This window comes from Klebsiella ornithinolytica NBRC 105727 = ATCC 31898, assembly GCF_001598295.1.
Taxonomy (GTDB): Bacteria; Pseudomonadota; Gammaproteobacteria; order Enterobacterales; family Enterobacteriaceae; genus Klebsiella; species Klebsiella ornithinolytica.
Genome location: NZ_BCYR01000011.1, coordinates 48087 through 73325 on the forward strand (window position 1 = coordinate 48087; position 25239 = coordinate 73325).

At 59.9% G+C, this 25239-nt stretch carries 26 protein-coding genes; 11 read left to right on the forward strand and 15 right to left on the reverse strand.

Translation table 11 applies throughout. The features are described 5' to 3' along the window. The first annotated feature begins 5 nt into the window (after positions 1-5). Complete coding sequence (locus tag ROR01S_RS19905) at positions 6-347, forward strand: PTS fructose-like transporter subunit IIB (RefSeq protein WP_004860355.1); 342 nt, start codon at positions 6-8, stop codon at positions 345-347. A gap of 478 nt (positions 348-825) precedes the next feature. On the opposite strand, the gene ROR01S_RS19910 is transcribed toward ROR01S_RS19905, so the two are convergent. Beyond that, positions 826-1593, reverse strand: coding sequence for a phytanoyl-CoA dioxygenase family protein (locus ROR01S_RS19910; protein ID WP_015584682.1), 768 nt, complete (start codon positions 1591-1593; stop codon positions 826-828). A 250-nt stretch (positions 1594-1843) separates the two neighbouring features. Between ROR01S_RS19910 and ROR01S_RS19915 the strand changes: the two genes are divergently transcribed. Beyond that, positions 1844-2677, forward strand: coding sequence for an AraC family transcriptional regulator (locus tag ROR01S_RS19915; RefSeq protein WP_004860349.1), 834 nt, complete (start codon positions 1844-1846; stop codon positions 2675-2677). 5 nt (positions 2678-2682) lie between these two features. Here the strand turns inward: ROR01S_RS19915 and ROR01S_RS19920 are convergent, their stop codons facing one another. From ROR01S_RS19920 to hpxU, 8 genes are all read right to left on the reverse strand, one after another. Further along, positions 2683-3588, reverse strand: coding sequence for a GGDEF domain-containing protein (locus ROR01S_RS19920; RefSeq protein ID WP_004860347.1), 906 nt, complete (start codon positions 3586-3588; stop codon positions 2683-2685). Between the two features lie 338 nt (positions 3589-3926). Further along, a complete protein-coding gene (gene hpxK, locus ROR01S_RS19925) occupies positions 3927-5189 on the reverse strand; it encodes an allantoate amidohydrolase (RefSeq protein WP_064359823.1) in 1263 nt (420 codons plus the stop codon). Next, complete coding sequence (locus tag ROR01S_RS19930; protein WP_004860342.1) at positions 5186-6427, reverse strand: pyridoxal-phosphate-dependent aminotransferase family protein; 1242 nt, start codon at positions 6425-6427, stop codon at positions 5186-5188. The genes hpxK and ROR01S_RS19930 overlap by 4 nt, the downstream gene beginning before the upstream one ends. A 15-nt stretch (positions 6428-6442) precedes the next feature. After that, a complete protein-coding gene (locus tag ROR01S_RS19935; RefSeq protein ID WP_004860340.1) occupies positions 6443-7180 on the reverse strand; it encodes an amino acid ABC transporter ATP-binding protein in 738 nt (245 codons plus the stop codon). Beyond that, entirely contained in the window at positions 7161-7817 is a 657-nt protein-coding gene (locus ROR01S_RS19940; RefSeq protein WP_015584686.1) for an amino acid ABC transporter permease, read from the reverse strand. Before ROR01S_RS19940 ends, ROR01S_RS19935 begins: the two co-directional genes overlap by 20 nt. Then, the gene (locus ROR01S_RS19945) at positions 7817-8482 is read right to left on the reverse strand and encodes an amino acid ABC transporter permease (protein WP_004860336.1); all 666 of its coding nucleotides are present in this window, start codon (positions 8480-8482) and stop codon (positions 7817-7819) included. Before ROR01S_RS19945 ends, ROR01S_RS19940 begins: the two co-directional genes overlap by 1 nt. Before the next feature lie 9 nt (positions 8483-8491). Further along, the gene (locus ROR01S_RS19950) at positions 8492-9277 is read right to left on the reverse strand and encodes a transporter substrate-binding domain-containing protein (protein WP_004860334.1); all 786 of its coding nucleotides are present in this window, start codon (positions 9275-9277) and stop codon (positions 8492-8494) included. Positions 9278-9490: 213 nt separating this feature from the next. Beyond that, complete coding sequence (gene hpxU, locus ROR01S_RS19955; RefSeq protein WP_004860331.1) at positions 9491-10330, reverse strand: MurR/RpiR family transcriptional regulator HpxU; 840 nt, start codon at positions 10328-10330, stop codon at positions 9491-9493. A gap of 165 nt (positions 10331-10495) precedes the next feature. Between hpxU and hpxW the strand changes: the two genes are divergently transcribed. The 4 genes from hpxW to hpxZ are packed head-to-tail and all read left to right on the forward strand — an operon-like array spanning position 10496 to position 14054. Continuing rightward, on the forward strand, positions 10496-12079 hold the full coding sequence (hpxW, locus tag ROR01S_RS19960; RefSeq protein WP_004860329.1) for an oxamate amidohydrolase: 1584 nt from the start codon (positions 10496-10498) through the stop codon (positions 12077-12079). 9 nt (positions 12080-12088) lie between these two features. Continuing rightward, complete coding sequence (hpxX, locus tag ROR01S_RS19965; protein ID WP_004860327.1) at positions 12089-12277, forward strand: oxalurate catabolism protein HpxX; 189 nt, start codon at positions 12089-12091, stop codon at positions 12275-12277. After that, positions 12274-13671 carry an AtzE family amidohydrolase gene (locus ROR01S_RS19970; RefSeq protein ID WP_032717658.1) on the forward strand — a complete coding sequence of 466 codons (1398 nt, stop codon included), beginning with the start codon at positions 12274-12276 and terminating at the stop codon, positions 13669-13671. Before hpxX ends, ROR01S_RS19970 begins: the two co-directional genes overlap by 4 nt. Continuing rightward, positions 13668-14054, forward strand: coding sequence for an oxalurate catabolism protein HpxZ (hpxZ, locus tag ROR01S_RS19975; RefSeq protein WP_004860324.1), 387 nt, complete (start codon positions 13668-13670; stop codon positions 14052-14054). Before ROR01S_RS19970 ends, hpxZ begins: the two co-directional genes overlap by 4 nt. A gap of 34 nt (positions 14055-14088) precedes the next feature. Here the strand turns inward: hpxZ and puuE are convergent, their stop codons facing one another. Genes puuE through ROR01S_RS19990 form a run of 3 tightly spaced genes read right to left on the reverse strand, consistent with a single transcriptional unit; the run spans position 14089 to position 16497 of the window. Next, positions 14089-15021, reverse strand: coding sequence for an allantoinase PuuE (gene puuE, locus ROR01S_RS19980; protein ID WP_004860320.1), 933 nt, complete (start codon positions 15019-15021; stop codon positions 14089-14091). 10 nt (positions 15022-15031) lie between these two features. Then, complete coding sequence (hpxA, locus tag ROR01S_RS19985) at positions 15032-15781, reverse strand: allantoin racemase (RefSeq protein WP_004860317.1); 750 nt, start codon at positions 15779-15781, stop codon at positions 15032-15034. After that, positions 15781-16497, reverse strand: a complete 717-nt coding sequence (locus ROR01S_RS19990) for a GntR family transcriptional regulator (RefSeq protein WP_015584690.1) — start codon at positions 16495-16497, stop codon at positions 15781-15783. Before ROR01S_RS19990 ends, hpxA begins: the two co-directional genes overlap by 1 nt. A gap of 145 nt (positions 16498-16642) precedes the next feature. Here ROR01S_RS19990 and ROR01S_RS19995 point away from each other — a divergent pair, with 145 nt between their 5' ends. Both ROR01S_RS19995 and guaD read left to right on the forward strand, forming a co-directional pair. Then, positions 16643-18136, forward strand: coding sequence for an NCS1 family nucleobase:cation symporter-1 (locus tag ROR01S_RS19995; RefSeq protein WP_015584691.1), 1494 nt, complete (start codon positions 16643-16645; stop codon positions 18134-18136). A gap of 109 nt (positions 18137-18245) precedes the next feature. Further along, complete coding sequence (gene guaD, locus ROR01S_RS20000; protein WP_004860311.1) at positions 18246-19562, forward strand: guanine deaminase; 1317 nt, start codon at positions 18246-18248, stop codon at positions 19560-19562. Positions 19563-19595: 33 nt separating this feature from the next. Here the strand turns inward: guaD and uraH are convergent, their stop codons facing one another. Next, positions 19596-19922 carry a hydroxyisourate hydrolase gene (gene uraH, locus ROR01S_RS20005; RefSeq protein WP_004860309.1) on the reverse strand — a complete coding sequence of 109 codons (327 nt, stop codon included), beginning with the start codon at positions 19920-19922 and terminating at the stop codon, positions 19596-19598. After that, positions 19919-20419 (reverse strand): 2-oxo-4-hydroxy-4-carboxy-5-ureidoimidazoline decarboxylase, encoded by a 501-nt coding sequence (uraD, locus tag ROR01S_RS20010; RefSeq protein ID WP_004860307.1) that lies wholly within the window; start codon positions 20417-20419, stop codon positions 19919-19921. Before uraD ends, uraH begins: the two co-directional genes overlap by 4 nt. Positions 20420-20917: 498 nt before the next feature. Between uraD and hpxO the strand changes: the two genes are divergently transcribed. Then, entirely contained in the window at positions 20918-22072 is a 1155-nt protein-coding gene (gene hpxO / locus ROR01S_RS20015; protein WP_004860305.1) for an FAD-dependent urate hydroxylase HpxO, read from the forward strand. On the opposite strand, the gene hpxR is transcribed toward hpxO, so the two are convergent. Beyond that, a complete protein-coding gene (hpxR, locus tag ROR01S_RS20020) occupies positions 22069-22986 on the reverse strand; it encodes a LysR family hpxDE operon transcriptional regulator HpxR (RefSeq protein ID WP_004860304.1) in 918 nt (305 codons plus the stop codon). The genes hpxO and hpxR overlap by 4 nt on opposite strands. A gap of 126 nt (positions 22987-23112) precedes the next feature. On the opposite strand from hpxR, the gene hpxD reads away from it, so the two are divergent. Then, positions 23113-24150 carry a molybdenum cofactor-independent xanthine hydroxylase subunit HpxD gene (gene hpxD, locus ROR01S_RS20025; RefSeq protein WP_064359824.1) on the forward strand — a complete coding sequence of 346 codons (1038 nt, stop codon included), beginning with the start codon at positions 23113-23115 and terminating at the stop codon, positions 24148-24150. Positions 24151-24163: 13 nt separating this feature from the next. Next, positions 24164-25138: a PDR/VanB family oxidoreductase gene (locus ROR01S_RS20030; protein WP_064359825.1), complete on the forward strand. Its 975-nt coding sequence runs from the start codon at positions 24164-24166 to the stop codon at positions 25136-25138. Positions 25139-25239: the final 101 nt, after the last annotated feature.

Here is a 25239-nt window from a genome sequence, read left to right on the forward strand (position 1 = left end):
ATGCTATGGATCTCAAGATCGTTGCGGTCACGGCCTGCGTGAGCGGCGTGGCCCATACCTATATGGCGGCGGAGCGGTTACAAAAAGTCGGCCACCACGAAAAGTGGCAGATCAAAATCGAAACCCAGGGCGCGCTGGGGATTGAAAATAAAATTACCCCCGACGATATTGCCGGGGCCGATGTCGTCCTGCTGGTTACGGATATTGAAATCGACGACGCCAGGCGCTTTTGCGGCCAGCGCACGATTAAAACCAGCATCAAAACGTTTTTACTTCAGCCGCAGCAGATCGCGGAAGCGGTAAAAAGCATCATGAAAAAGCCGGTCGTCTATTTAGAGATCCCCTGAGAGCGGGCTGGCGCATTCCACTGCTTCTCAGGAACGACGAACCGCTATCGCCTGCCGGTTTGTCGCCCGGACAGCAGAGCAGCGCCGCCGGGACGACAAGGGATGCCGGGCCGTAGCCCGGGCAAATAATCTATCCCGCCGCCCAGGAACCTCTCCCCGGTGGCGCTACGCTTACCGGGGCTACCTGATACCGAACCGACAAGGGATGCCGGGCCGTAGCCCGGGCAAATAATCTATCCCGCCGCCCGGGAACCTCTCCCCGGTGGCGCTGCGCTTACCGGGGCTACCTGATACCGAACCGACAAGGGATGCCGGGCCGTAGCCCGGGCAAATAATTTATCCCGCCGCCCGGGAGTCTCTCCCCGGTGGCGCTACGCTTACCGGGGCTACTTGATACCAGACCGACAAGGGATGCCGGGCCATAGCCCGGGCAAATAATCTATCCCGCCGCCATCTGGCAAAAAATGGACGCCCGGGCTTACTCCACATCCAGCAGCCATTTTTGCGCCGGCGTCAGGCGACTGGCGGTTTCCGGCTTTAGCCAGCGCCGCTGGTCCTGCTGCGCGCTGTCCTGGCGGTCAATGTATAAACCGTGCAGCACCCGTCTTCTGCTGCCGGTGGTATTACAGGTTCCGCCGTGCCAGGTATGTGCGTTATAAATCATTACGCTCCCCGCCGGGGCGGCAAACACCACCTCATCCGGGTGCGGCAGTTCAGGGTCGCTCAGGACCTCCTCGGGCAGCTCCGGGCGCAGATGCGTACCGGGAATAATTCGCGGGGCGCCATTCTCAGCACTCAAATCATCGATTGCCCAGATGGTATTCACCAGATGCACTTTGGGAAAATCGGGACGCGGTTTTTTCCAGTCGGCATGTAGCGGCTGGTGGCCGCCGTTAACCAGCGCCTCGCGCGCATTCAGGCTGGACACTTTAAAATCGCCCTGAAAAATATAGCGGCAGGCCGACAGCACCAGCGGATGGGACCACACCTTCTCCCAAATCACCCCTTTATTCACCAGGTTGGCAATGCGCGTCGCGGTCGCCTCCTGATGGTGTTCCATGGCCAGGTTATCCCCCTCGCTCTCGACAAGCGTATCGATGAGCTCGCGCATCGCCGCCAGCCACGCCGGGTCGGCCAGATGATGCACCACGGTGTAGCCAAGCGTATCCAGCTCCTGTTTCATTTTGTCGGATAAGGCGATGTTGGCGCCGAGGGCATCCAGATAGACAGCAGATTGATGTTCCATATTTCCTTTCCTTAACCTTTCGATAACACGAAATAAACTCTAATCGTCGGCCAGGGGAAATACATGAGGCGATTCCTACGAAAAACTGGACATCCGTACGCGGGGAGGCAAAGTGTGATGATCGTCAAACTCTGAGACTCAGGCGGCCGCAGGCTGGCTCTGCGCGCTCAATCGGGCGAACTAAAAGAGATCTGCGGATATTAAATAGATTATATTCAACAGGATAATAGTTCGCTCTCGGGGTGAAGGGATGATTGAAGATCTGCCGGATATTTTAAATCGTCTGGTCAATCAGAAGGACAGGCTGCTGGTCAGGTTCCCGGAACCGGATATTTCTGTCCCGGAACTGGCCTATCAGGTCGCGTTTCCGCGTCTGGAGATTGTGCTGGAGGGCGAGCTGCGGGAGAACGGTTTACCCTTGTCCGATATGGTGCTGTCAACATCGCAGGTGCTTTATGTCCAGGCGGGAAAGTGGACCTGCCCGCAGTGGACCGGTCAGGCATCGACCTTAAGTATTTTATTTGGCAGACAAAAGCTGGGGTTTTGCATCCAGCACTGGGACGGTAAACGGCTGCGAACGGAGAAACAAAGCGTCGCCCGCCTGGGGCCGCGCGTGGGCTCTTATCTGCTGCTGGCGCTGAACGAAATCTGTCTGCAGCCAGACCCGGTCACCGCCCGGCTTGTGGTGTCGGCGCTGCTGAGCCACTGCCTTGAACAGCTGGTCGGCCTGGAGATGCGGGTCAGCCGCAGCCGCGATCTGTTTATGGCGGTACAGGATTATCTGGAGGAGAATCTCAGCCAGCCGTTAACCCGCGAATCGGTGGCGAAACGTTTTCATATCACCCCAAACTACCTGTCGCACATTTTTCAGAAATCGGGTTCCGTCGGTTTTAACGAATACCTGACCCGCGTCCGACTGGAGCAGGCCAAAAAGCTGCTGCGGGGTTACGACTTAAAAGTCAAAGAGATTGCCCACAACTGCGGCTTTATCGACAGCAACTATTTTTGCCGGGTGTTTAAACGCTATACCGAACGTTCGCCTTCCGAATATCGCCGCCATTGTCGCAGTGCGCAGCAGGGGTAGCGGCCTCAGGATGCGGCCCACTCGACGCGTCCGCGGCCGTTATGTTTAGCCTGGTAGAGCGCTTCATCCACCTTCTTAATAAACGCATCCTGCGCTTCATCTTTTTCACGCATGCCGACGCCAATGCTGACCGACAGCGGATAATCATGATTAATCAGAATGGAGCGGACATTCTCCAGAATGGACTGCGCCAGGTTGCGCACCTCTTCGGCCGACATTCCGTCAACAATAATGGCAAACTCTTCGCCACCAATCCGGGCCGGCAGAATTTTATCGCTGGTTAATTTTGCCAGCTGTTTACCCAACGCGAATAGCACCTCATCGCCCACCAGATGGCCGTAGGTATCATTTATCTTCTTGAAAAAATCAATATCCAGAATCATCAGCGCCAGCTGATGGCCCTGTTTTTCCCGGATAGTATCAATGAAAAAGCGCCGGTTAGGCAGTTGAGTCAGCTCGTCTTTTAACGATTGAGAACGCGCGTCCACGTACAGCACGTTAATACGCTCGATAATTTTGTAGATGCCGATAGTCGTCAACAGCATGCCGGAAAGACGGAGCAGATCTTCGCAGTAATAGCCCATCCATTTCGGCTGGACAAATATCTCGTCCATTAAATCAAAGGTGCCGCCGGCTATCCAGAGTAACAGCCCGTAGCGCACCCAGTTTACCGCGACATAGCTCATTCTGACTTTTGCCGAAATCCATAACATAAACACCAGGAACAATAAGGCTAACAGATCAATATACAGCCCGGCGTTGGCGAAGATAACCTCCCAGGGACCTAATGGTTTCGATATCACGACACACAATGTGGAAACGGCGATAATCACCAGTAATGCGGGGAAAAGATTCATCCCGGAACGGGAGGACTGCGTCTGTATATTAATACTCTTATCTGAATTCAGCATCGGCATGTCTCTCGTCAGCAGCATATCTTTTCACAAGGTAGCATAACAGTCGGGGAATTTTCAGCGAATAAAAATGATGATTATCTGAGGGTTAAAGGCGTCATCGATGCTTGACAAGAAGAGCAGACTGACCCCGCGGAATTATTCCAACTGACTACCAATCCATGGCGACGAGGTCAGTGCCGCGGATGGTATAGAGTTCATCACCCGCACATTTAGCACTTTGTGCTACTTTCGCGTAAAAATAGCCCTTCACTGCGGTCAATCTGCCGCCGGTCAGCGGCCTCCAGCGCGGCGCCGGCGCAGAAGAAGCCGCGAGTGCGACCGCGCGGGACGACTTATGCGTTTTCGGCCAGCGCCCAGGTCGCGCGGCGAAACGCGGCGATAGCCAACGCCACATCCTGCCGGGTCACGGACTCCGCCGGGTGGTGGCTGACGCCGCCTTTGCAGCGCACAAACAGCATACCTACCGGCCAACGTTCGGCGATGGCGATCGCATCGTGCCCGGCGCCGCTCGGCAGGGACAGCGAGCGCCCCTGAACCTCGTTGACGGCTTGCGTCAACACCGCCTGTAGCCGCCGATCGCAGGCGGTCGCGGCGATGTGGTAGAACGCTTCGGCGGCAAAGTGCAGATGGCGACGAGCGGCTATCGCCTGCGCGGCATCCAGCAACGTGGCGAGCAGCGCGTCGAGCGGACCATCCTGCGGGCCGCGAATATCCAGCGTCAGCGCCACCTCGCCGGGAATGACGTTAACCGCACCCGGGGCGCAGCGCAGCGTCCCCACCGTAGCCACCAGGTTTCCCCCGTGCTGCCGGGTTGTCGTCTCAATGAGGACCATCCATTCGGCGGCGGCGGCCAGCGCATCCCGACGCTGACTCATCGGAACCGTTCCGGCATGGCCCGCTTCGCCGGTAAAACGGCAGTTCAGGCGGCGGGCACCGTTGATCGCCTCCACCACCCCGAGCGCCAGCCCCGCTTGCTCAAGGCACGGCCCCTGCTCAATGTGCAGCTCCAGATAACCAGCGATATCCGCCGTCGGACGCGCGGCCAGACTGACTCGCGCAGGATCAAGCCCGACCTGCACCATCGCCTGCGCCACGCTGATCCCCTGGGCATCGGTCTGCGTCAGCCAGCTCTCTGGCCAGGTTCCCGTCAGGCCGCGGCTGCCCAGCAACGTGATGCCAAAACGGGTCCCTTCTTCGTCGCAGAAACCCACAATCTCTATCGCTTTCGCCAGGCGACGCCCCTGCTGATGCAGGTTTTCCACCACGTCAATCGCCGTGAGCACCCCCAGCATGCCGTCGTAGCGCCCGGCATTGCGTACCGTATCCAGATGCGACCCCAGCAGAATTGCCGGCGCCCCCTCCTGCTCGCCTTCATAGCGCCCGCAAATGTTCCCGACGCTATCCTGCCAGACGGTCATCCCCGCCTGCGTCATCCAGCGCGCCACCTGCTGATTGGCCTGCAAATGCTGCGGCGAGAGATACACCCGGGTCAGTCCTTCTGCCGTTTCGCTGATCGCGGCCAGCTCATCGGCGCGGGCCATCACCCGCTCCGCGGCCGCCATCATCTCCGCCTGCTGGCGTGTTGATTGATTCATCGCGCACTCTCGCTGCAATAGTGATCCCACGCCGCCTGCATCGCCGCGCCCTGGGTGGTAGAGAATTTCAGGTAATTCAGTACCGACTCCAGAGCGCTGAGCGTGGTCAGCACGCAATCTTTCCGCGCGTTATAGCCCATAGTGCCGATGCGCCACACTTTGCCATGCAGCGGGCCAAAGGAGGTGCCGATCTCAATGCCGAAATCTTCCAGCATCAGTTTCCGTACCTGGTCACCGTTGATGCCCTGCGGAATCATGACGCCGAGCACGTTGTTCATCTTATGTTGCAGGTCGCCAAAGGTCTCCAGCCCCATCGCCTGAATGCCTTTGAGCAGCGCATCGCCATGCAGCTTATGCCGGGCGATCCCCTGATCCAGCCCCTCCTGCAGGATCAGGCGCGCGCATTCGCGGGCGCCAAACAGCGCCGATGTAGCTTCGGTGTGGTGATTCAGGCGCTCCGGCCCCCAGTAGTCCATCACCATGCCGAGGTCGAAGTAGTTGGAGTAAACCATCTCATCCACACCATCAAGGTGGGCGTCGGTACGAATGCCCTCCTCCACGCATTTGCGGCGGCGAATCACCTCCTCCATGCGCGCGCTGAGGGTAATCGGCGAGGTTCCGGACGGGCCGCCGAGGCATTTCTGCATGCCTGCCGACACCGCATCCAGCCCCCAGGCATCGGTCTCCAGGGCGTTGCCGGCCAGCGAGGCGGTCGCGTCGGTGTAAAACAGCACCTCGTGACGGCGACAGATATCGCCCAGCTCCGCCAGCGGCTGGAGCATGGTGGTCGAGGTGTCGCCCTGCACGGTCAGCAGCAGGCGCGGACGCACGCGTTTGATGGCGTCTTCAATCCGATCGGGAGTGAAGACTTCGCCCCACGGTACCTCGATGGTGTGAACCTCGGCACGACAGCGGCGGGCGATTTCGCACAGCAGATGGCCGAAGCGGCCAAATACCGGCACCAGCACCTTATCGCCAGGGCGAATAGCCGATACCAGAATCGCTTCGATTCCCGCGCGCGAGGTGCCGTCCACCAGCATCGTCCAACGGTTTTCGGTACGGAACACCCCGCGATACAGCGCCATGACCTCATTCATATAGTGGGTCATCGCCGGATCGTACTGACCAATCAGCTGACTCGACATGGCGCGCAGCACGCGCGGGTCGGCGTTAATCGGCCCCGGTCCCATCAGCAGGCGCGGCGGCGGGTTGAGTTGCGAAAATTGAGCGATATCCATTTTAGAGTCCTTTGATTAATTCAGGCCGCGAACGGAGGAGATAAACTGCTTCAGTTCATTGGTCTGCGGGTTGGCAAACAGCGTTTTACTGTCACCCTGTTCCCAGACCCGTCCCTGATGCATAAACACCACCCGATCGCCCACTTCACGGGCAAAATTCATTTCATGGGTGACGAGAATCAGCGTCATTCCCTCAGCAGCCAGCTGCTCAAGAACCTTGAGCACTTCACCCACCAGTTCAGGATCCAGCGCCGAGGTAATCTCGTCACACAGTAACACCTTTGGCGACATCGCCAGCGCGCGGGCAATCGCCACCCGCTGCTGCTGGCCGCCGGAGAGACTGGAAGGATAATAGTCCAGCCGATCGCCAAGACCGACCTTCTCCAGCATTCGCTGCGCCAGCTCACGACATTCGGCGGCGCTTTTTTTCAGCACCCGTCGCGGCGCCAGCATGACGTTTTCCAGCGCGGTCATGTGCGGAAACAGGTTAAAGTTCTGGAACACCATCCCGACGGAACGGCTGATCTCGCGGGCCTGCGAATCGCGGTCGGTGATGGTCATGCCGCCCAGTTTGATGCTGCCATCCTGATAACCTTCCAGCCCGTTGATGCAGCGCAGCAGCGTGCTTTTCCCCGAGCCGCTACGGCCAATAATGGAAATCACCTCGCCCATCTCGATGTCCAGATCGACACCTTTCAGCACGTGGTTGTCGCCGTAGTACTTCTGCATCTGATTAATGGTGATGAGAGGCATTGAATTTATTCTCCAGATAGCGGCTGTAGCGGGACAGCGGGTAGCACAGAATGAAGTAGCCCAGCGCCACCAGCGCAAAGACTTTAAACGGCTGATAGGTGACGTTGGTCAGCATCGTGCCGGCTTTGGTCAGCTCGACGAAGCCGATAATCGATGCCAGCGCGGTACCTTTCACCACCTGCACCGCAAACCCCACGGTGGGCGCAATGGCGATACGCAGCGCCTGCGGCGCAATGACGCGAAACAGCGTCTGGGCGAAACTGAGGCCCAGACAGCGCGAAGCTTCCCACTGCCCTTTCGGCAACGCGCGGATGCTGCCAAACCAGATATCAAGTAAAAAGGCGCTGGTGTAGAAGGTCAGCGCCATCGACGCAGCGGTCCACGGCGAAACATCGATGCCGAACAGCGCCACGCCGAAAAAGGCCAGAAACAGCTGCATCAGCAGCGGCGTCCCCTGAAACAGTTCGATATAGCCGCGAATCAGACGTCTGACCTGACGTCCGCCGGTCAGGCGCAGCAGTAGCAGCGGCAACGTCACCAGCGCGCCGCCGATAAAGGCCACCAGCGACAGCAGCACCGTCCAGCGGCCGGCCAGCAGCAGATTGCGAATAATGTCCCAGTCGGTAAAGGTGACCATCATGCCTGCACCCCCAGCCATTTTCGCCCTGCCGCCATCAGCAGCTGACGCAGCGTTATCGATAACACTAAGTAGATCCCCGTCGTCACCAGATAGACCTCGAAGCTCAGAAACGTCCGCGACTGGATCAGGTTGGCGGCAAAGGTCAGCTCTTCATAAGAGACCTGAGAAACCACCGACGATCCCAACATCACGATAATGCACTGACTGACCAGCGCCGGATAAATCCGCTGTAGCGCCGGCGGTAATACCACCCGGATAAAGGTCTGCGTGCGGCTCAGCCCCAGCACGCGCCCGGCCTCCCACTGCCCTTTTGGCGTCACCTGGATCCCGGCGCGGACAATCTCGGTACTGTAGGCGCCAAGGTTGACCACCATCGCCAGCAGCGCGGCTTCACCCGCCGTCATCTTGAGCCCGAGGTTAGGCAGCCCAAAGACGATAAAAAACAGCTGGACCACGAACGGCGTGTTGCGAATCAGCTCCACATAGCCGCCCCAAATCCGACTCAACCACGATGGCCGCCCGCTGCGAATGGCGGCCCCCAAAATGCCGATAGCCAGGCCGCCGATCGTGGCCATGACCGTCAGTTGAATAGTCACCCACAGCCCGGCCAGCAGCTCCGGCCAGTGCGGCCAGAGCGCAGAAAAATGAAGTTGTTCCGTCATTCACTGACCTTATGCGGAAAAGTCGGCGGGCAACGGCGCTTTCAGCCACTGCTGCGATAACGCGTTGAGGGTACCGTCTTTGATGCCTTGCTCAATCAGCGCATCCACTTTGGCTTTCAGCGCCGGTTCATTCTTTTTCAGACCAATCACGCACGGCGAATCTTTCAGCATAAAACTCGGTACCGGCGCTTTCGCCGGATTCTGGCGGGCGATCGCCGCTACCACCAGGTTCCCGGTCGCCACGTACTGTACCTGCCCGGAGAGATAAGCCGACAGCGTGGTGTTGTTGTCTTCGTAGCGTTTAATCTGCGCCTCTTTTGGCGCGATACCGGTCAGCACCATATCTTCCACCGCACCGCGGGTCACGCCGATGGTTTTCCCGCTCAGCGCCGCCGCCTCTTTGATCTCCGCCCCTTTCGGGCCAAACACGCCGAGGAAGAACGGCGCATAGGCGCGGCTGAAATCAATCACCTTCTCGCGCTCGGCATTCTTACCGAGGCTGGAGATCACCAGGTCAACTTTATCGGTTTGCAGATAAGGTACCCGGTTGGCGCTGGTGACCGGCACCAGCTGCAGCTTGAGCTTCATCTGACTGGCAAGGTAACGCGCCATATCGATGTCATAGCCCTGCGGCTGGAGATCGGTTCCCACCGAACCGAACGGCGGGAAATCCTGCGGTACCGCAATGCGAATCACGCCGCGCTTTTCAATATCCTGCAGCTGGTCGGCTTTTGCCGCTGTGATTTGCGTGAACAGACAAGCGGCCCCGGCCAGTGCGATCAGCAGTTTTTTCATGATGTTTACCCGTTACGTTAGTATGAAACAAAAGATTCTTTAAATAAACTTCTGCAACTAATGTGCCAGATACAAAAAATGAGAGGGCCACGCCAGAAAGCGCAAAAAAAGAGAGAATAAACAGGATATAGCGGAAAGAAGTGGGAAAACGGAGCTCATTTCCCCACTATTTTATTGCACCACAAAAGAGCAAAGCACCAGTCTGAGGCCCCATTATCGTTGCTCAAGCTCGTCCAGCTGCTGATAGAGGGTGGCTATATCGTGGATGCGCGGACGGCCTTTATCGAGAATTTCGTGTAAAAACGCATTCGCCAGCAGGTTGATCAAGCTGTTTACCGAGCTGTAGCTGTCATAGGCCGAGACGCTATCCAGGGGGGCGCACAGCTGCCAGCGGGACAGCGGAAACAGGCTGTATGCCTGCGGTTCGCAAATCAGCAGTACCGGAATACCGCGCAGCTGGAGCTGCTGCAACAGCGGGCGAATAATGCGCGGACGGCGGCGAAAAGCCATAACCACCACCAGATCGTCCGCCGTCAGATCCACCAGCTCTTCGCTTAAACTCTGCCCCGGCTGCGGCAGCACCTGTACCTGCCCGCGCGCCTGCAGCAGCTGCTGGCGCAGGTGCAGCGCCACCGGCCAGGAGTTGCGCATTCCGATGATCGCAATGCGCCGGGCATCGACCATCCCGCTAATCGCATCGGCAAACTGCTGCGCGTCGAGCGCATTGACCCACTGCGTCAGATTCGCCATTTCCTGTTTATAGTGCCGCGCCAGCAGCGTGTTCCCCTGCACCGCATCGCGATGATCGGTCAGCGGCATTCCGCTCTGACGTAACGTGCGCAGCTCATCGCGCATATCCTTATATTTTTCGTAGCCCAGCCGCTTAAACAGACGGCTCACCGTGGCTTTTGACACCCCGCTCAGCTGCGCCAGCTCGGCGCTGTTATAGCTAATCAGGTCGTCGAAGTGATCGAAAATAAAATCCGCCACCCGCTGTTCCTGAGGCGACAATGAGGCATATTGCCCTTTCAAGCGTTCATCCAGTTGTTCCATACGGCCTCTGTAACTTTTGTTTCATCAAACTATACATGATGTGAGCCCTTTCATAATGCATGCCAGTTTAAGAAAAAGGTCCGTCCCCTGACGAATGAAACTTTACGCGCAAAGTGGAACAGCTTTTGCAGCGTTGGCATCACGTTTGGATCATGAGGACAACCCATGCAGAGTAATGTATCCGCCCACGGGATGGCGGTCGCCCCGCACCATCTGGCCAGCCAAAGCGCGGTTGCCGTGCTGCGCGAAGGCGGCAGCGCGATAGAAGCCATGGTCGCCGCGGCGGCCACCATTGCGGTGGTTTACCCACATATGAACGGCCTGGGCGGCGATGGCTTCTGGCTTATCGTCCCGCCGGAGGGCGAACCGATAGCCATTGACGCCAGCGGCGCGGCGGGGTCGCTGGCCACCCCGGAAGCCTACGCCGGGCTGGCGCAAATTCCGCACCGCGGGCCGCAAGCGGCGCTGACCGTCGCCGGGACCGTCAGCGGCTGGGATGAAGCGCTCAAGATCTCGCAGACGCTGACCGGAAAAGCGCTGCCGCTGGCGCGCCTGCTGGAGGATGCGATTCGCTATGCCGCTGACGGCACGCCGGTGACGGCGTCCCAGTCCAGCGCCAGCGCCGGAAAACTCGCCGAACTCCGCGACCTGCCGGGGTTCGCCGAGACCTTTCTGGTCAACGGCCAACCGCCGGTCGCCGGCAGTCGGTTTCGCCAGCCCGCGCTGGCATCAACGCTTAAGCAGCTGGTCGACGATGGCCTCGACAGTTTTTATCGCGGCCCGCTGGCCCGCCGTCTGGCTGCGGGGATGGCGGCCTGCGGCCTGCCCGTCACCCTTGCAGACCTCCAGCAGCATCGCGCCCGTCGCCCTGCGCCGCTGAAGCTTCAGCACCAGCACGGCGAATTGTGGAATCTGGCGCCGCCCACGCAGGGACTGGTCTCGCTGGCGATCCTCGGGATTACCGACCGGCTGGCGATGCACGATGCCGATGACGCGCAGACCGTGCACCGTATCGTCGAGGCCACCAAGCAGGCTTTTGGCCTGCGCGATGCCCACATTACCGACCCCCGTCATCTCGACGTGGATATTCAAAGCCTGCTCGACCCGCAGGCGCTCCAGCAGCTGGCCGAAAACATCGACGATCGGCAGGCCGCCCCCTGGGGAGCGGGAAAAGGCCCCGGCGACACCGTCTGGATGGGGGTGATAGACAGCAGCGGGCTGGCGGTCTCCTTTATTCAAAGTCTTTATCATGAATTTGGCAGCGGTGTCGTCCTGCCGGATAGCGGGATCGTCTGGCAAAACCGCGGCGCCTCGTTCAGTCTCGACCCCGCGCATCTGCTGGCGCTGGCGCCAGGCAAACAGCCGTTTCATACCCTCAACCCCGCCGCCGCGCGCCTTAACGATGGCCGGGTGATGGTATATGGGTCAATGGGTGGGGATGGCCAACCGCAAACTCAGGCGGCCATTTTCACCCGCTACATTCTGCAGGGCATCCCGCTGCAGGAGAGTATTTCGCGCCCGCGCTGGCTGCTGGGCCGGACCTGGGGACAAACCTCAGATTCACTGAAGCTGGAAGGTCGCTTCCCGCCGGATAGCATCGCCCGTCTACGGGCGCTGGGTCATGACGTGGAGGTGCTGGCCGATTATAGCGAAGCCATGGGCCACGCCGGCGCCATCGTCCGCCATCCCAACGGCCTGTTTGAAGGGGCCTCCGATCCACGCAGCAACGGCTCCGCCGCCGGTTATTAGGAGACCAACATGACGCATAGCGTAAACGACTGGCGCGCTTATCTGGCGCAAATGGAACACCTGCTGGCGCTGGAACTGGACGACACCCGCCGCGGCGAGCTTCAGCTACAGTTCGCCCGCATTGCCGCCATGGCTGAGCCGCTGATGGCCTTTCCCCTCGATGAACGCCTGGAGATTGCCGGAGTGTACAAAGCATGACGCTGACTGAGATGACGATTGCTGATATTCAACGCGCGCTGGCCGAGGGTGAGCTGAGCGCCAGAGAAATTGCCCGCCGCACCCTGGACGACATGGCGCAGGTTAACCCGCAGATTAATGCCTGGACGCAGATCACCGAACGCCGGATGCTCGCCGAAGCCGACCAGATTGATGCGCTGCGTCGAACCCGTCAGCCGTTACCGGCGCTGGCGGGGGTCCCCTACGCGGTAAAAAATCTGTTCGACGTTGCCGGGGAAACCACCCTCGCCGGCGCACAGCTGTTCAGCGACCGCCCGCCTGCCGTCAATGACGGCTGGGCGGTACGGCAGATCTGCGCGGCTGGCGGCCTGCTTAGCGGAATGGTCAATATGGATGCCTACGCCTACGGGTTCACCACCGAAAACAGCCACTATGGCGCCACCCATAATCCGCACGATCTGCAGCGTATTGCCGGCGGCTCTTCCGGCGGTTCGGCAGCGGCGGTTGCCGCCGGGCTGGTTCACTTCTCTCTGGGAAGCGATACCAACGGCTCAATCCGCGTCCCGGCCTCCCTGTGCGGCATTTTTGGTCTGAAACCGACGTTTGGCCGCCTGTCGCGTGCGGGCAGCCATCCGTTCGTCGCCAGCCTCGATCACATTGGCCCGTTTGCCCGCTGCGTCGACGATCTGGCGGCGGTGTACGATGCCTTACAGGGGCACGACCCCGATGATGATGCCCAGGCGGACGAAGCCGTTGCCCCCACTCGCCAGCGGCTGGAACGCGGGGCGGAGGATCTGCGCTGCGGAGTGCTGGGCGGCTATTTCAGCGACTGGTGCGATAGCGACGCCCGTGCCGCCGTGGCACGCGTGGCGCAGGCCCTTGAGGCCCGCGAAGAGCATGTTTTCCCCGAGGCGGAGCTTGCCCGTTCGGCGGCGTTTATCATCAGCGCCTCCGAAGGGGGCAATCACTATCTGCCGGCGCTGCGGCGTGAACCGGCTCGCTTTGAACCGAACTCGCGGGAGCGTCTGCTGGCCGGGGCGATGATTCCTTCGGCCTGGTATCTTCAGGCGCAGCGTTTTCGGCGCCATGCCCGGGAGGCGATAAAATCGCTGTTTCACCACGTCGATGTACTCATCGCCCCGGCGACGCCGTGCAGCGCCACCCTTATCGGCCAACCGACGATGACGATCAACGGCGAGATGCTGCCCGTTCGCGCCAGTATGGGCATGCTCACTCAGCCCATCTCGTTCCTTGGCCTGCCGGTGGTGACGGTCCCGTTGCGCACCGCGTCCAACCGCCCCATTGGCGTGCAGCTGATTGCCGCGCCGTTTAATGAACTGGCCTGTCTGCGCGCCGCGCGCGCGCTGGAACACGCGGGCATCAGCGAGGCCCGCCCTGCGGAGAGAGCACGATGATCAATCAGGATAATATTAACCGGCCGCGCGTTCTGGCCGAGGTAACGGCCGCCTTTTACCGCTACGAAGAGGCGCTGGTCAGCAACGACATTGCGGTGCTGGATGAGCTCTTCTGGCACGATAAACGGACGGTGCGCCTGGGCGCCGGCGAGAACCTCTACGGTATCGATGAAATTCGCGCCTTTCGCGCCGCCCGTCCGGCGGCGGGATTACAGCGCGAATTACGCCACACCGAGATCGTCACCTTCGGCGAGGATTACGCGGTGTGCAGCACCGAGTTTACCCGCGCCGGCAGCGATCGCATCGGCCGCCAGCAGCAAACCTGGGTCCGCTTTCCTTTTGGCTGGCGGATTGTTGCCGCGCAGGTCAGCCTGATGAGCTAGCCCGGCGCTGAGCCGGGCTACCCGGGAACGACAGCTATTCCCGGTACGGATGGACTTCGCGCCAGTGCGTGGCGATCTGCTGGCGCGTACAGACCCACACCCGCTCGTGCTGCTGGACATAATCGAGGAAACGCTGCAGGGCGCGGAAGCGCCCCGGCCGGCCAAGCAGGCGACAGTGCATACCGATAGACATCATCTTCGGCGCATCTTCCCCTTCTTCATACAGCACATCAAAACTATCTTTAAGGTAGGTATAAAACTGCTCAGCGGTATTGAACCCCTGCGCGGTGGCAAAGCGCATGTCGTTGGCGTCGAGGGTATAGGGGACGATCAGATGCGGCTTGCGCGAACCGTCGCCGCACGGCACCTCGGTCCAGAAAGGTAAATCATCGCCATAGTAGTCGCTGTCATACTCGAAACCGCCGTGTTCCACCACCAGCCGCCGCGTATTGGGACTGTCCCGCCCGGTGTACCAGCCGGTTGGCGGCTTGCCGAACAGGTCGGTTAAGACGTGCACTGCCTTGTGCAGATGCTCGCGCTCCATGTCGCTATCCATATGCTGATAGTGGATCCAACGCCAGCCGTGGCTAACCACGTCGTAGTCGGCGGCTTTAATCGCCGCGACGATATCGGGGTGACGCGCGAGGGCCATCGCCACGCCGAACACCGTCAGCGGCAGCCCGCGCCGGCTGAACTCCTGATGAATGCGCCAGAACCCGGCGCGGCTGCCGTACTCATACAGCGAGTCCATCGACATGTGCCGGTCCGGGTAGCTGGCGGCGCCGATAATATCGGAGAGAAACTGCTCGGAACCGGCGTCGCCATGCAGAACATGGTTTTCCGCCCCCTCTTCATAATTGAGGACAAACTGCACGGCAATGCGCGCCTGGTTCGGCCACTGCGCGTGCGGCGGTTGACCGGCGTATCCTCGCAGGTCGCGAGGGTAATTCTGTGCTGCTGACGTCATCTCCCACCCCTTAAATTGAAAATGTATTGAATGCCTGAAATTTACCGCTCAGGGTTTTGGCTTCCGGGAACGCCAGGTCCCCGCGTTTGCTGGTCGACAGCCCCAGCGCCACCAGCGACTCCACCATTTTTACCGCTGCGCTGACGCCATCAATGACCGGCGCCTGCAGTTCGCGGGTCAGCTCCTGGGCCAGGGTCGCCATTCCGCCGCAGCCCAGCACGATGGCGCCACAGCCATCCTCTTTTAATGCCTGGATACAGCGCGCGCGCACCTTCTCCTGCGCCACGCCGCTGCCGTCTTCCAGCGCCAGCACCGGCAGATCGATGGCGTGTAGCCCGGAACAGTGGTCGTAAAAGCCATACTGGTGCAGCAGATGGCGGGCGATGATCAGCGTACGCGGCAGCGTGGTCACAATGGAAAAGCGCGTGGCTACCAGCGTGGCCATATGCATCGCCGCTTCGGCAATGCCGATCACCGGCCCCTGCGCCAGTTCGCGGGCCGCCAGCAATCCCGGATCGCCGAAACAGGCGATGACGTGGCCCGAAACGCCCTGCTGGCGGCCGGCCTGAATCTGCTCCAGCACGCCGACGGCGGCGATGGCTTCATCAAAATGGCCTTCAATGGACGGCACCCCTTCCCGTGAAGAGACCGCCATAATCTCGGTCCCCGGCGCCGCCGCCATGCGGGCGGCGGTCGCGATGGTGTCGGTCATCCCGGCGTTGGTGTTGGGATTAATCACTTGTATACAAATAGCGGCCATCATGACTCCTTGTCGCCGGCAAAGAGCCGGGCAAAATCAGGCAGGCATTCACCAGCCCGCTCAAAGCAGAGGCTGGCAACAATATGTTCAAAATGGTGCGTTAACGCCGCGCTGAGGGGCGGCAGCGCTTTTTGCCGCAGCAGCTGGACAAGCTGCTGGTGATCGTCGCAGCGACAGCCCTGACGCCACGGCGCCCCCCATGCCGCAATCACTAATGAAGAGCGCTGACTCAGGCGGGTCACCATTTCGGTGAGGACCTGATTGCCGGAAATGGCCTGCAGCTGAATATGAAATTCGGCGGAAAAGCGAATCGCCGCCGGGCCATCACCGGTTTCATGCGCCTGCTGCTCCTGGCGAATAATCGCCTCCAGCGCCGCCAGGTGCGGTGGCTGGCAGCGGGCGATGACATCGGGCAGGTTCGCCACCTCCAGCAGCGCGCGGGTGCGGAAGATCTCCCGCGCCTCTTCCACCGTCGGGCTGGCGACCTGTGCACCACGTTTGGGCGCTAATGTCACCATTTGCACAGCATTGAGTCGTTGCAGCACCTTGCGGATCCCGGTCCGACTCACGCCGAACACTTCGGCCAGCGCCTCCTCCGGCAACCTGCTGCCCGGCAGGAGCTGATGTTCGACGATGGCGGTCATCAGGGCCTGATAGATGGATTCATCCTTGTCATGCGGCGCTGCCGCGGCCTGCTGACGGTTTTCATTACGCATTCACCCACTCCGGATTTTACTTTTCGATAGCCAATCGTATACATAAAATAAATTTCTTGTATACAAGATTAACGATTCTGGCCTGAATCCTGCAACAGCCTCAACCAGTAACGTAAAAGGGTTTTCATTCAGAGGAGCAGGTTTCATGCCAAACAGACAACATACCCATCAGGTTAAGGCCGCTGACTCCACCGTCGGCTACAGCCCACGGCTGTGTAATGAGGATCTGGCGCCGACGCGCGACCAGAACTGGAGCTGGTACAACATCTTTTCTTTCTGGATGTCCGACGTCCATAGCATGGGAGGCTACGTGGTCGCGGCGAGCTTCTTCACGCTCGGGCTGGCCAGCTGGCAGGTCCTTCTCTGCCTGCTGGTGGGAATTTGCATCGTCCAGCTGTGCGCCAACCTGGTGGCGAAGCCGAGCCAGATGGCGGGGGTACCCTATGCGGTCATCTGTCGTCAGGCATTTGGCGTCTTTGGCGCCAATATCCCGGCGGTGATCCGCGGTCTTATCGCCTTCGCCTGGTACGGCATTCAGACCTATTTGGCGGCCAACGCGCTGATGCTGGTGCTGCTCAAGTTCTGGCCTTCGCTGGCGACATTAACCGCAGCCTCCTTTCTTGGCCTGTCGCACCTCGGATGGCTCTGTTTCGCCACCATGTGGCTACTGCAGGCGATGGTTTTCTGGCACGGGATGAGCGCTATTAAGCGCTTTATTGATATCGCCGGGCCGGCGGTCTACGTGGTGATGCTGGCGCTGGCGGGCTGGATTGTATACAAAACCGGCTTTGACGGTATTTCCTTTACTCTGGCCAGCAAATCGCTGACCGCCGGCGAGCAGACCTGGCAGATGATCACCGCCACCGCGCTGGTGGTCTCCTACTTCTCCGGCCCGCTGCTGAACTTCGGCGACTTCTCGCGCTACGGCAAAAGCATGGGGGAAATCCGCCGCGGTAATCGCTGGGGTTTGCCGTTTAACTTCCTGCTGTTTTCGATCGTTACCGTGGTGATTGTCTCCGGCACCCAGTCGCTGTTCGGCCGGATGATCACCGACCCGATTGAAACCGTCAGCCGCGTGGGGAACGACCTGGCGGTCGCCATTGGTCTGCTGACGATGATTACGGCCACCATCGGTATCAATATTGTCGCCAACTTTGTCTCACCGGCGTTTGACTTCTCCAACTGCTCACCGCAGAAAATCAGCTTCCGTACCGGCGGCATGATCGCCGCGGTCGGCTCCATTGTGCTCACGCCGTGGAACCTGTTTAACTCACCGGAGCTGATTCACTATACGCTGGATGTTCTGGGCGCCTTTATCGGCCCGCTGTTTGGTATTCTGATTGTCGACTTCTACCTGATTAAGCGTGGCCAGGTGTCCGTCGACGACTTGTTTGATGCCACGCCGCAGGGTCAGTACTGGTATCGCAACGGCTTTAACCCGAAAGCAATTGCGGCGTTGATCCCATCGGTGGCGATCGGTCTGGTGATTAGCTTTATTCCGGCCCTGCATGAAGTGGCGAACTTTAGCTGGTTTATCGGCGTCTTCCTGAGCGGCGCGGCCTATCGCTGGATCGCCCGCGACGATCGCGCCCCCGCCGCATCGCGCTTGACCTCCCGCCCGCTTGCCCAGAAAGAGTAGCCCGCTCCCTTTTGCCGCGGCGCTGCGCCGCGGTATCTCCCGTCCGGCAAACTGGCATTAATTTTGCTCAATACCCCTGCCCCTGTCTGGAACAAAGAAGGTTGTCCTGATGATTGAATACCACACCGCCGTTCGCGGCGCTTTTTTCGATATCGCCCGCATCGCCGACAGCGCCGACGATATCGCTCGCCATGCGCGCTACCTTGATGATGGCGTGCTGTTTATCCAGCAGGGAAAAATTCAGGCGCTGCTGCCGTGGCAGGAGGGCGAACGGTACCTGCATCCGCAAACAGGCTATCTCGATCTGCGCGGGCAGCTGTTGCTCCCCGGTTTTGTCGATGCGCACGTGCATTATCCGCAAACTGAGATGATTGGCGCCTTCGGCGAGCAGCTGCTGGAGTGGCTGACCACCTACACCTTTCCGGTGGAGAGTCAGTTTTGTGATGAAGAGTATGCCGCAGAGATCGCGCAGTTCTTTATCAACCAGCTGCTGAGCCACGGCACCACCACCGCGCTGGTGTTTTGTACCCTGCATCCCGAATCGGTCGATGCGCTGTTTACCGAAGCCCTGCGGCTGAATATGCGCCTGCTCGCCGGTAAAGTGATGATGGACCGCCACACTCCGGACTATCTGAGTGAAACGGCGGAGCAGAGCTACCGGCAGACCCGGGAGCTCATTCAGCGCTGGCACCATCAGGGCCGCCTCGGCTACGCCATCACGCCGCGTTTTGCCCCTACGTCGACGCCAGAGCTGCTGACGGCGGTTCAACGCCTGCGGGAAGAGTTCCCGGATACCTGGCTGCATACCCATTTGAGCGAAAACCTCAATGAGATTGCGTGGGTGAAAAGCCTGTGGCCGGAGCATGAGCACTATCTTGATGTGTATCACCACTACCGCTTAACCGGCGAACGCAGCGTATTTGCCCACGGAATTCATCTCGCCGATGCGGAGTGGCGATGCCTGCACGAAACCGGCTCGGCGCTCGCCTTCTGCCCGACCTCAAACCTGTTTCTCGGCAGCGGTCTGTTCCGCTTGCCCACCAGCTGGCAGCAGAAGGTGCGTATTGGCATCGGCAGCGACGTCGGCGCGGGGACGACCTTCAGTATGCTACGCACTCTGGGTGAAGCCTATAAAGTGGCACAGCTGCAAAGCTATCGTCTGCGTGCCAGCGAAGCGTTTTACCATGCTACGCTGGGAGGAGCCCGCGCGCTGTGTCTCGATGAGAGGATTGGCAACTTCCAGCCGGGAAAAGAGGCCGACTTTGTCGCCATCACGCCAGGGGTGACGCCGCTGCAGCGGCTGCGCCTCTCCCGCTGTCAGGATATTTACGAACAGCTGTTTGTCCTGATGACGCTGGGCGACGAACGCAATATTCACCAGACCTGGGTCAACGGCGAGTGCGTCTGGCAGAGAGAGGCGGAATAAATAAGCCCGGCCAGCCGCCGGGCGTCGGTGCGCTCAGCTTCCGCGATAGGTTGACCAGCCCCCCGGGGCAATCAAGAACGGCAGATGGAAATGCTCATCCGCCTCCTCGGCAATCGCAAAATCAATCTGCGCGCACAGATACAGCGTCTCGAGGCCGCCGCGTGTGAACCAGTCGCCCGTCTCCGCCACCAGCCGGTAGCGACCGGCGGTTAGCTTGCCCGGCGCCAGCGACGCGATACGCCCCTTTTCATCCGTGATGCCGCTGGCGATAGATTGCCCTCCCCGCAGCAGATTGACCGCCACTCCCTGTGCAGGCTTACCGGTGGAAATATCCAGAATATGGGTACTTAACGTATTCATTCGCCAATGACTCCCGTTAGTCGTAATAAGGTAATTTCACGGAGCTGTGCCAGCGCGGACGCAACCTCTTGCGCCGCGTTGTGGGTCAGTCGTTGCCCCAGCGCCTGCAGTATCTCCTCCCCGCTGCGGCCCGTGGCGCGAATCAGGAATACCCGGCCAAAGCGCGCTTCGTAGCGGGCGTTCCCCTCCGTTAACGCCTGGATGAGCGACGCGTCACGATCGTTGACCGCCGCCTGTTCCTGCCGCGACAGCGCGGCATGCCCGTGCCGGGCGGCGGGTTTTTCGCCAATGCGCGGATGCGCGCTCAGCGCCAGATCCAGTTCCGGTTCGCCCCACGCCAGCGACGTCTGCCGCGCTACGGCGTGCAGCGTCGCAAGGTCCGGATATGGCCGGGCCTGCACCAGCGCCGTCACCCAGCTATCAATCGCCACGCACGGTTCCAGTAGACGCGCGGCCTCGTCGGGAGGAAGTTGGTTAAAGTGAGTCAGCGGGATCATTGTCGCTCCTTGCCGCCGCCCCGCGTTGTCCGCGTGATATCGCCCGGCGCAGGGTCGTCGCCAGCCGTTGACCGCGCCGACAGGATCCAGCGCCATTGCCCATTGTCCCGGCCGTAAACTGACCGCGGTTATTGTTTTGCAACATTATCATTCCCCTGTTTCACATCAACGTTGTCTGCACAGTGCACAAAGCAGGCCAGAGTGGCACCGCGGATCTCTCATCAGTTGCAGAGTTCAATAACCGATTGTTTATTAATGATAATTATCCTATGACACCGTTGCTTGTCCGCTCATCAGGGGGGCGCCACTCATGAAACTTTCGATTCCGTCATCACCCTTAAGAAATTTTTAGTTCATAAAATGGCAGTTGCCACCCTCCGACGCACCAGATGAGTGCGAAACCTTGCCGTGCTGTCGCCGCAAGGCCGATTTTGGTGCTTTGCGCAAGCTGGTACGCAAATTGCTCACCTCCTGATGACGCAATATAAGGAGAACAGCATGAAAGCATTAGTGATTGGTGCCGGCATCGGCGGTCTGAGCGCGGCGGTGGCCTTGAAGAATGCGGGAATCACCTGCGAGGTGTTTGAGGCGGTGAAAGAGATAAAACCGGTCGGCGCGGCGATCTCCATCTGGCCAAACGGCGTGAAGTGCATGAAAAACCTCGGCATGGGCGAGATCATCGAAACCTACGGCGGCCCGATGCACTTTTTAGCCTATAAAGAGTATCAGGGCGGAGAAACCCTGACCCGGTTTAGCCTTGCCCCGCTGGTTGAACGCACCGGCGGCCGCCCCTGCCCCGTGTCACGTAGCGAACTACAAAGGGAGATGCTCGATTTTTGGGGACGCGAGGCGGTGCAGTTTGGTAAACGGGTGACCCGTGCGGAAGAAAACGCCGACGGCGTGACCGTCTGGTTTAGCGACGGGACCACGGCCCACGGTGATTTTCTGATCGCCGCCGACGGCAGCCACTCGGCGCTGCGCCCCTATGTACTTGGTCATAAGCCCGAACGCCGCTATGCGGGTTACGTCAACTGGAATGGACTGGTGGATATCGATGAGAGCATTGCCCCGGCGGATCAGTGGACCACCTTCGTTGGTGAAGGCAAGCGCGTCTCGCTGATGCCGGTGGCGCATGGCCGTTTCTATTTCTTCTTTGATGTTCCGCTGCCCGCCGGTCTGGCCGAAGATCGGCACACTTTGCGCGACGATCTCAGCCGCTACTTCAGCGGCTGGGCGCCAGCGGTACAAAAACTGATTGCCGCTCTGGATCCACAGACGACCAACCGCGTTGAAATCCATGACATTGAGCCCTTCGATACCCTGGTGCGCGGCAAGGTCGCGCTGCTCGGCGACGCCGGACACAGCACGACCCCGGACATCGGACAGGGCGGCTGCGCGGCAATGGAGGATGCGGTGGTGCTGGGCAATATTTTCCTGGAGAATCGCGAGATTGTTTCCGCGCTGCGGCAGTACGAAGCGCTGCGCTGCGCGCGCGTGCGCGACCTGATACTCAAGGCGCGCAAGCGCTGCGACATCACGCACGGGAAAGATATGGCTCTGACCCAGGCGTGGTATCAGGAGCTCAAGGAGGAGACCGGAGAGCGAATTATCAATGGCCTGTGTGAAACCATCCAGGGCGGCCCGCTGGGCTAACCTCCGCCAACGGTTTGCATCTCCTCCATCACCGCCGTCAATTTTTGAATTGCCATTTGCGCCGGGCGAGATAGCTGGCGCGATGGCGCCGTACACAGCGCCAGCGTCAGCGGCCGCAGCAGCTTATTGCGCAGCGGAACAAACGCCAGCTGGCCGCTTTTCACGTCATCCAGAACATCCAGCAGGCTCAGAACGGTCACGCCGCTGCCCTTCAGCACCAGCGATTTAATCAGCCGGATATCGTTGCAGCTGATGCTGTTGGCCGGGCTAAAATCATAATGGCGATAGAGCATGCCGACACGGTCGTGCACAATCAGCGGAGCGCCAGGGACGATATGGCGCTGCTGGCTGAGCTCCCCCAGCGAGAGCGTAGCCGCATCCGCCAGGGGATTATCCGGACGCATGACCACCCCCATTTCCAGTTCAACAAACGCCAGTACGCTCAGCCCCGCCTGGCCTTCCGGATCAAGAATCAGGCCGAAATCAAGATCGGCCTGACGGACTTTTTCACTGACCGTATGGCTGTCGGCCACCTGCAAAACCAGCTCCAGCCAGTCCCAGGTGCCGATGATATCGGCCAGCGCCGCGGCAAAGCTCCCCTCCGCCAGCGCCTGCACCATCCCCACGCTGACCGTTCCACGCTTCAGCCCCTGCAGCTCATCAAACTTTTGCCGGGTCAGGCGAAACTCTTTTTGCCAGCGCAGCAGATTGTCATACAGCAGCTCGCCGGCGGCCGTCATCCGCAGACCTTCCGGTAGACGTTCGAACAGCGGCGTACCAAATGCCTCTTCGGCCTGCAGGATCTGGCGATTGATCGCCGAAGCCGAAATATGCAGCTTTTCAGCGGCGCGACGCAGGCTGCCGCTGCGGGCGACTTCAGCAAAATAGAGCGCAAAACGCGAAAACGGACTCATGCCTACCCTGTCCTCTTTTTTGCAACGGGTGAGTGAAATAATGCTGATGGATGTCAACACCCTAATATGACAACAATAAACTCACAACAATTAAACAAATGTATTCTGTGAGCAGGAAGGAAAATCATGAACAGAGCCGCGCCAACGCCCCCCGCCCATTGCACTTTCGATCCTGAAGACTGGCTACGCCTGGCCCGCTGCTGGCATCCGGTCGCCCGCGCCGAAGATATTGGCGCCGCGCCGGTGAAAGCAGTGCTGCTGGATGAACAGCTGGTTATCTATCGCGTTAAGGGGCAGGTCGTGGTTGCGCGCGACGTCTGCCCGCACCGCGGCGTGCCGCTGACGCTGGGCTTCCATGATGAAGAAGGGATCGTTTGTCCCTATCACGGCCTGCGCTTCGGGGAGGATGGCCTCTGCAATCGCATTCCCTCAAGCCCCGATCGTCCGGTGCCGGCGAAGCTTAATCTCACCTGCTACGCGGTCGAAGAGCGCTACGGGCTGATCTGGACCTGCCTGGCTTTCGACGCGGAAAACCCAATGCCGTTGCCCACCCTTCCCCACTGGGACGATGAGGGCTTCCAGCAGATTAACTGCCCCGGATTTGAGGTCAATGGCTTTGCCGGCCGCCAGGTCGAGGGATTTCTCGATGTTGCCCACTTCGCCTGGATCCATACCGACACCTTTGCGGATCCCGATAATCAGCTGGTTCCCGACTATATCCCGCAGGAGACCCCCTTTGGCTTCACCGCCGACTACTGGAGTTCGGTCGGCAATTACCCGGCCAGTTCTGAATTTCGGGCCCCGGACGGCTTCCAGTGGCTGCGCCATTTTGAGTTGCACCTGCCCTTCACGGCGACCCTGACCATCCATTTCCCCGGCGAGGCCCGACTGGTGATCATGAATGCCGCCTCACCGGTCTCATCGCGGATGACCCGAATGTTTGCCCCCGTTGCGCGCAATTTTGATCTGCATGTGCCGGTCGAAGAGGTACATGCCTTCAACCTGCGCGTGTTCGAAGAAGACCGTCTGATGGTGGAGACCCAGCGTCCGGAACGACTGCCGCTGGACTTAACGCTTGAGGCGCACATTCCCGCCGATCGCAGTTCAATCGCCTATCGTCGTAGCCTGAAGAAAATGGGCTTTGGTGAGTTTTTCCTGGTGTAAAGGGAGAAGAGTGATGAGTGACGTACTGAAGGTGGTTGTCGATGGCCTGTGGCGCGAGGGGGACAAAAGCCTCGCTATCAAATTGTTAGCCCAGGACGGCAGACCGCTTCCCGGCTGGCTGCCGGGGGCGCATATTGATGTTCACCTGCCCTGCGGGATAATTCGCCAGTATTCGCTTACCGGTCCCCACGCCGAAGCGGGCGCCGACGCTTATCTGATCTGCGTTAGCCGGGAGGAGACCTCCCGCGGCGGGTCACGTTATATTCATGAGACGCTGCGCCCGGGCCAGACGCTGCTTATCTCTCCGCCGCGCAATCTGTTTGCGCTGCAGCCTGCGCGACAGGTAACGCTGCTGGCCGCCGGCATTGGCATCACGCCGCTGTATACCATGGCGCTGTATCTCGACGCGGTGGGCACGCCGTTTGAGCTGCATTATTACGTTAAACGTCGGGAAAATGCGGCTTTTGTCGGCGAAATGGCAAAAATCATCAGCCACGGCACCTGCGTGGTCCATTGTTCAGATGAAGGGCAAAGTCCACGCGCATCGTTGGCTGATACGCTGGGCGATGCGCGCGCCGACCACCATCTGTATCTCTGCGGCCCGTCGGGTTTTATGGCTACCGCCCGGCGGATTGCGGCGGAAAAAAACTGGCCCGAGGCGCAGGTTCACAGCGAAGCCTTCCAGCCGCTGAAGGTCGCCGCGGCGACCGATGGTCAGGATACGTTTACCGTCACCCTGGCGTCGTCGGGCGAGACGTGGCCGGTCCCGGGCGATAAAACCATTGCCCAGGTGCTGCAGGAACATGGCGTTGCCGTGGCGCTCTCCTGCGAAATGGGGATGTGTGGCGCCTGCCTGACCCCGCTGATGGCCGGCGAGGCCGATCATCGTGATACGGTACAGTCAGAGGCCGAGAAAGCCGCCGCCGCGCAGCAGATAGCCCTGTGCTGCTCCCGCAGCCGCTCGGCCAACTTGCTGATTGATTTGTAATTTTTATCTTTCCGGGGTCTGATGATAGCGCACACCAGCCTCTCAGACGCCGGACCTGCCCTCTCCCGCGCATCACAATAAAATTTATTATAATCAGCAAG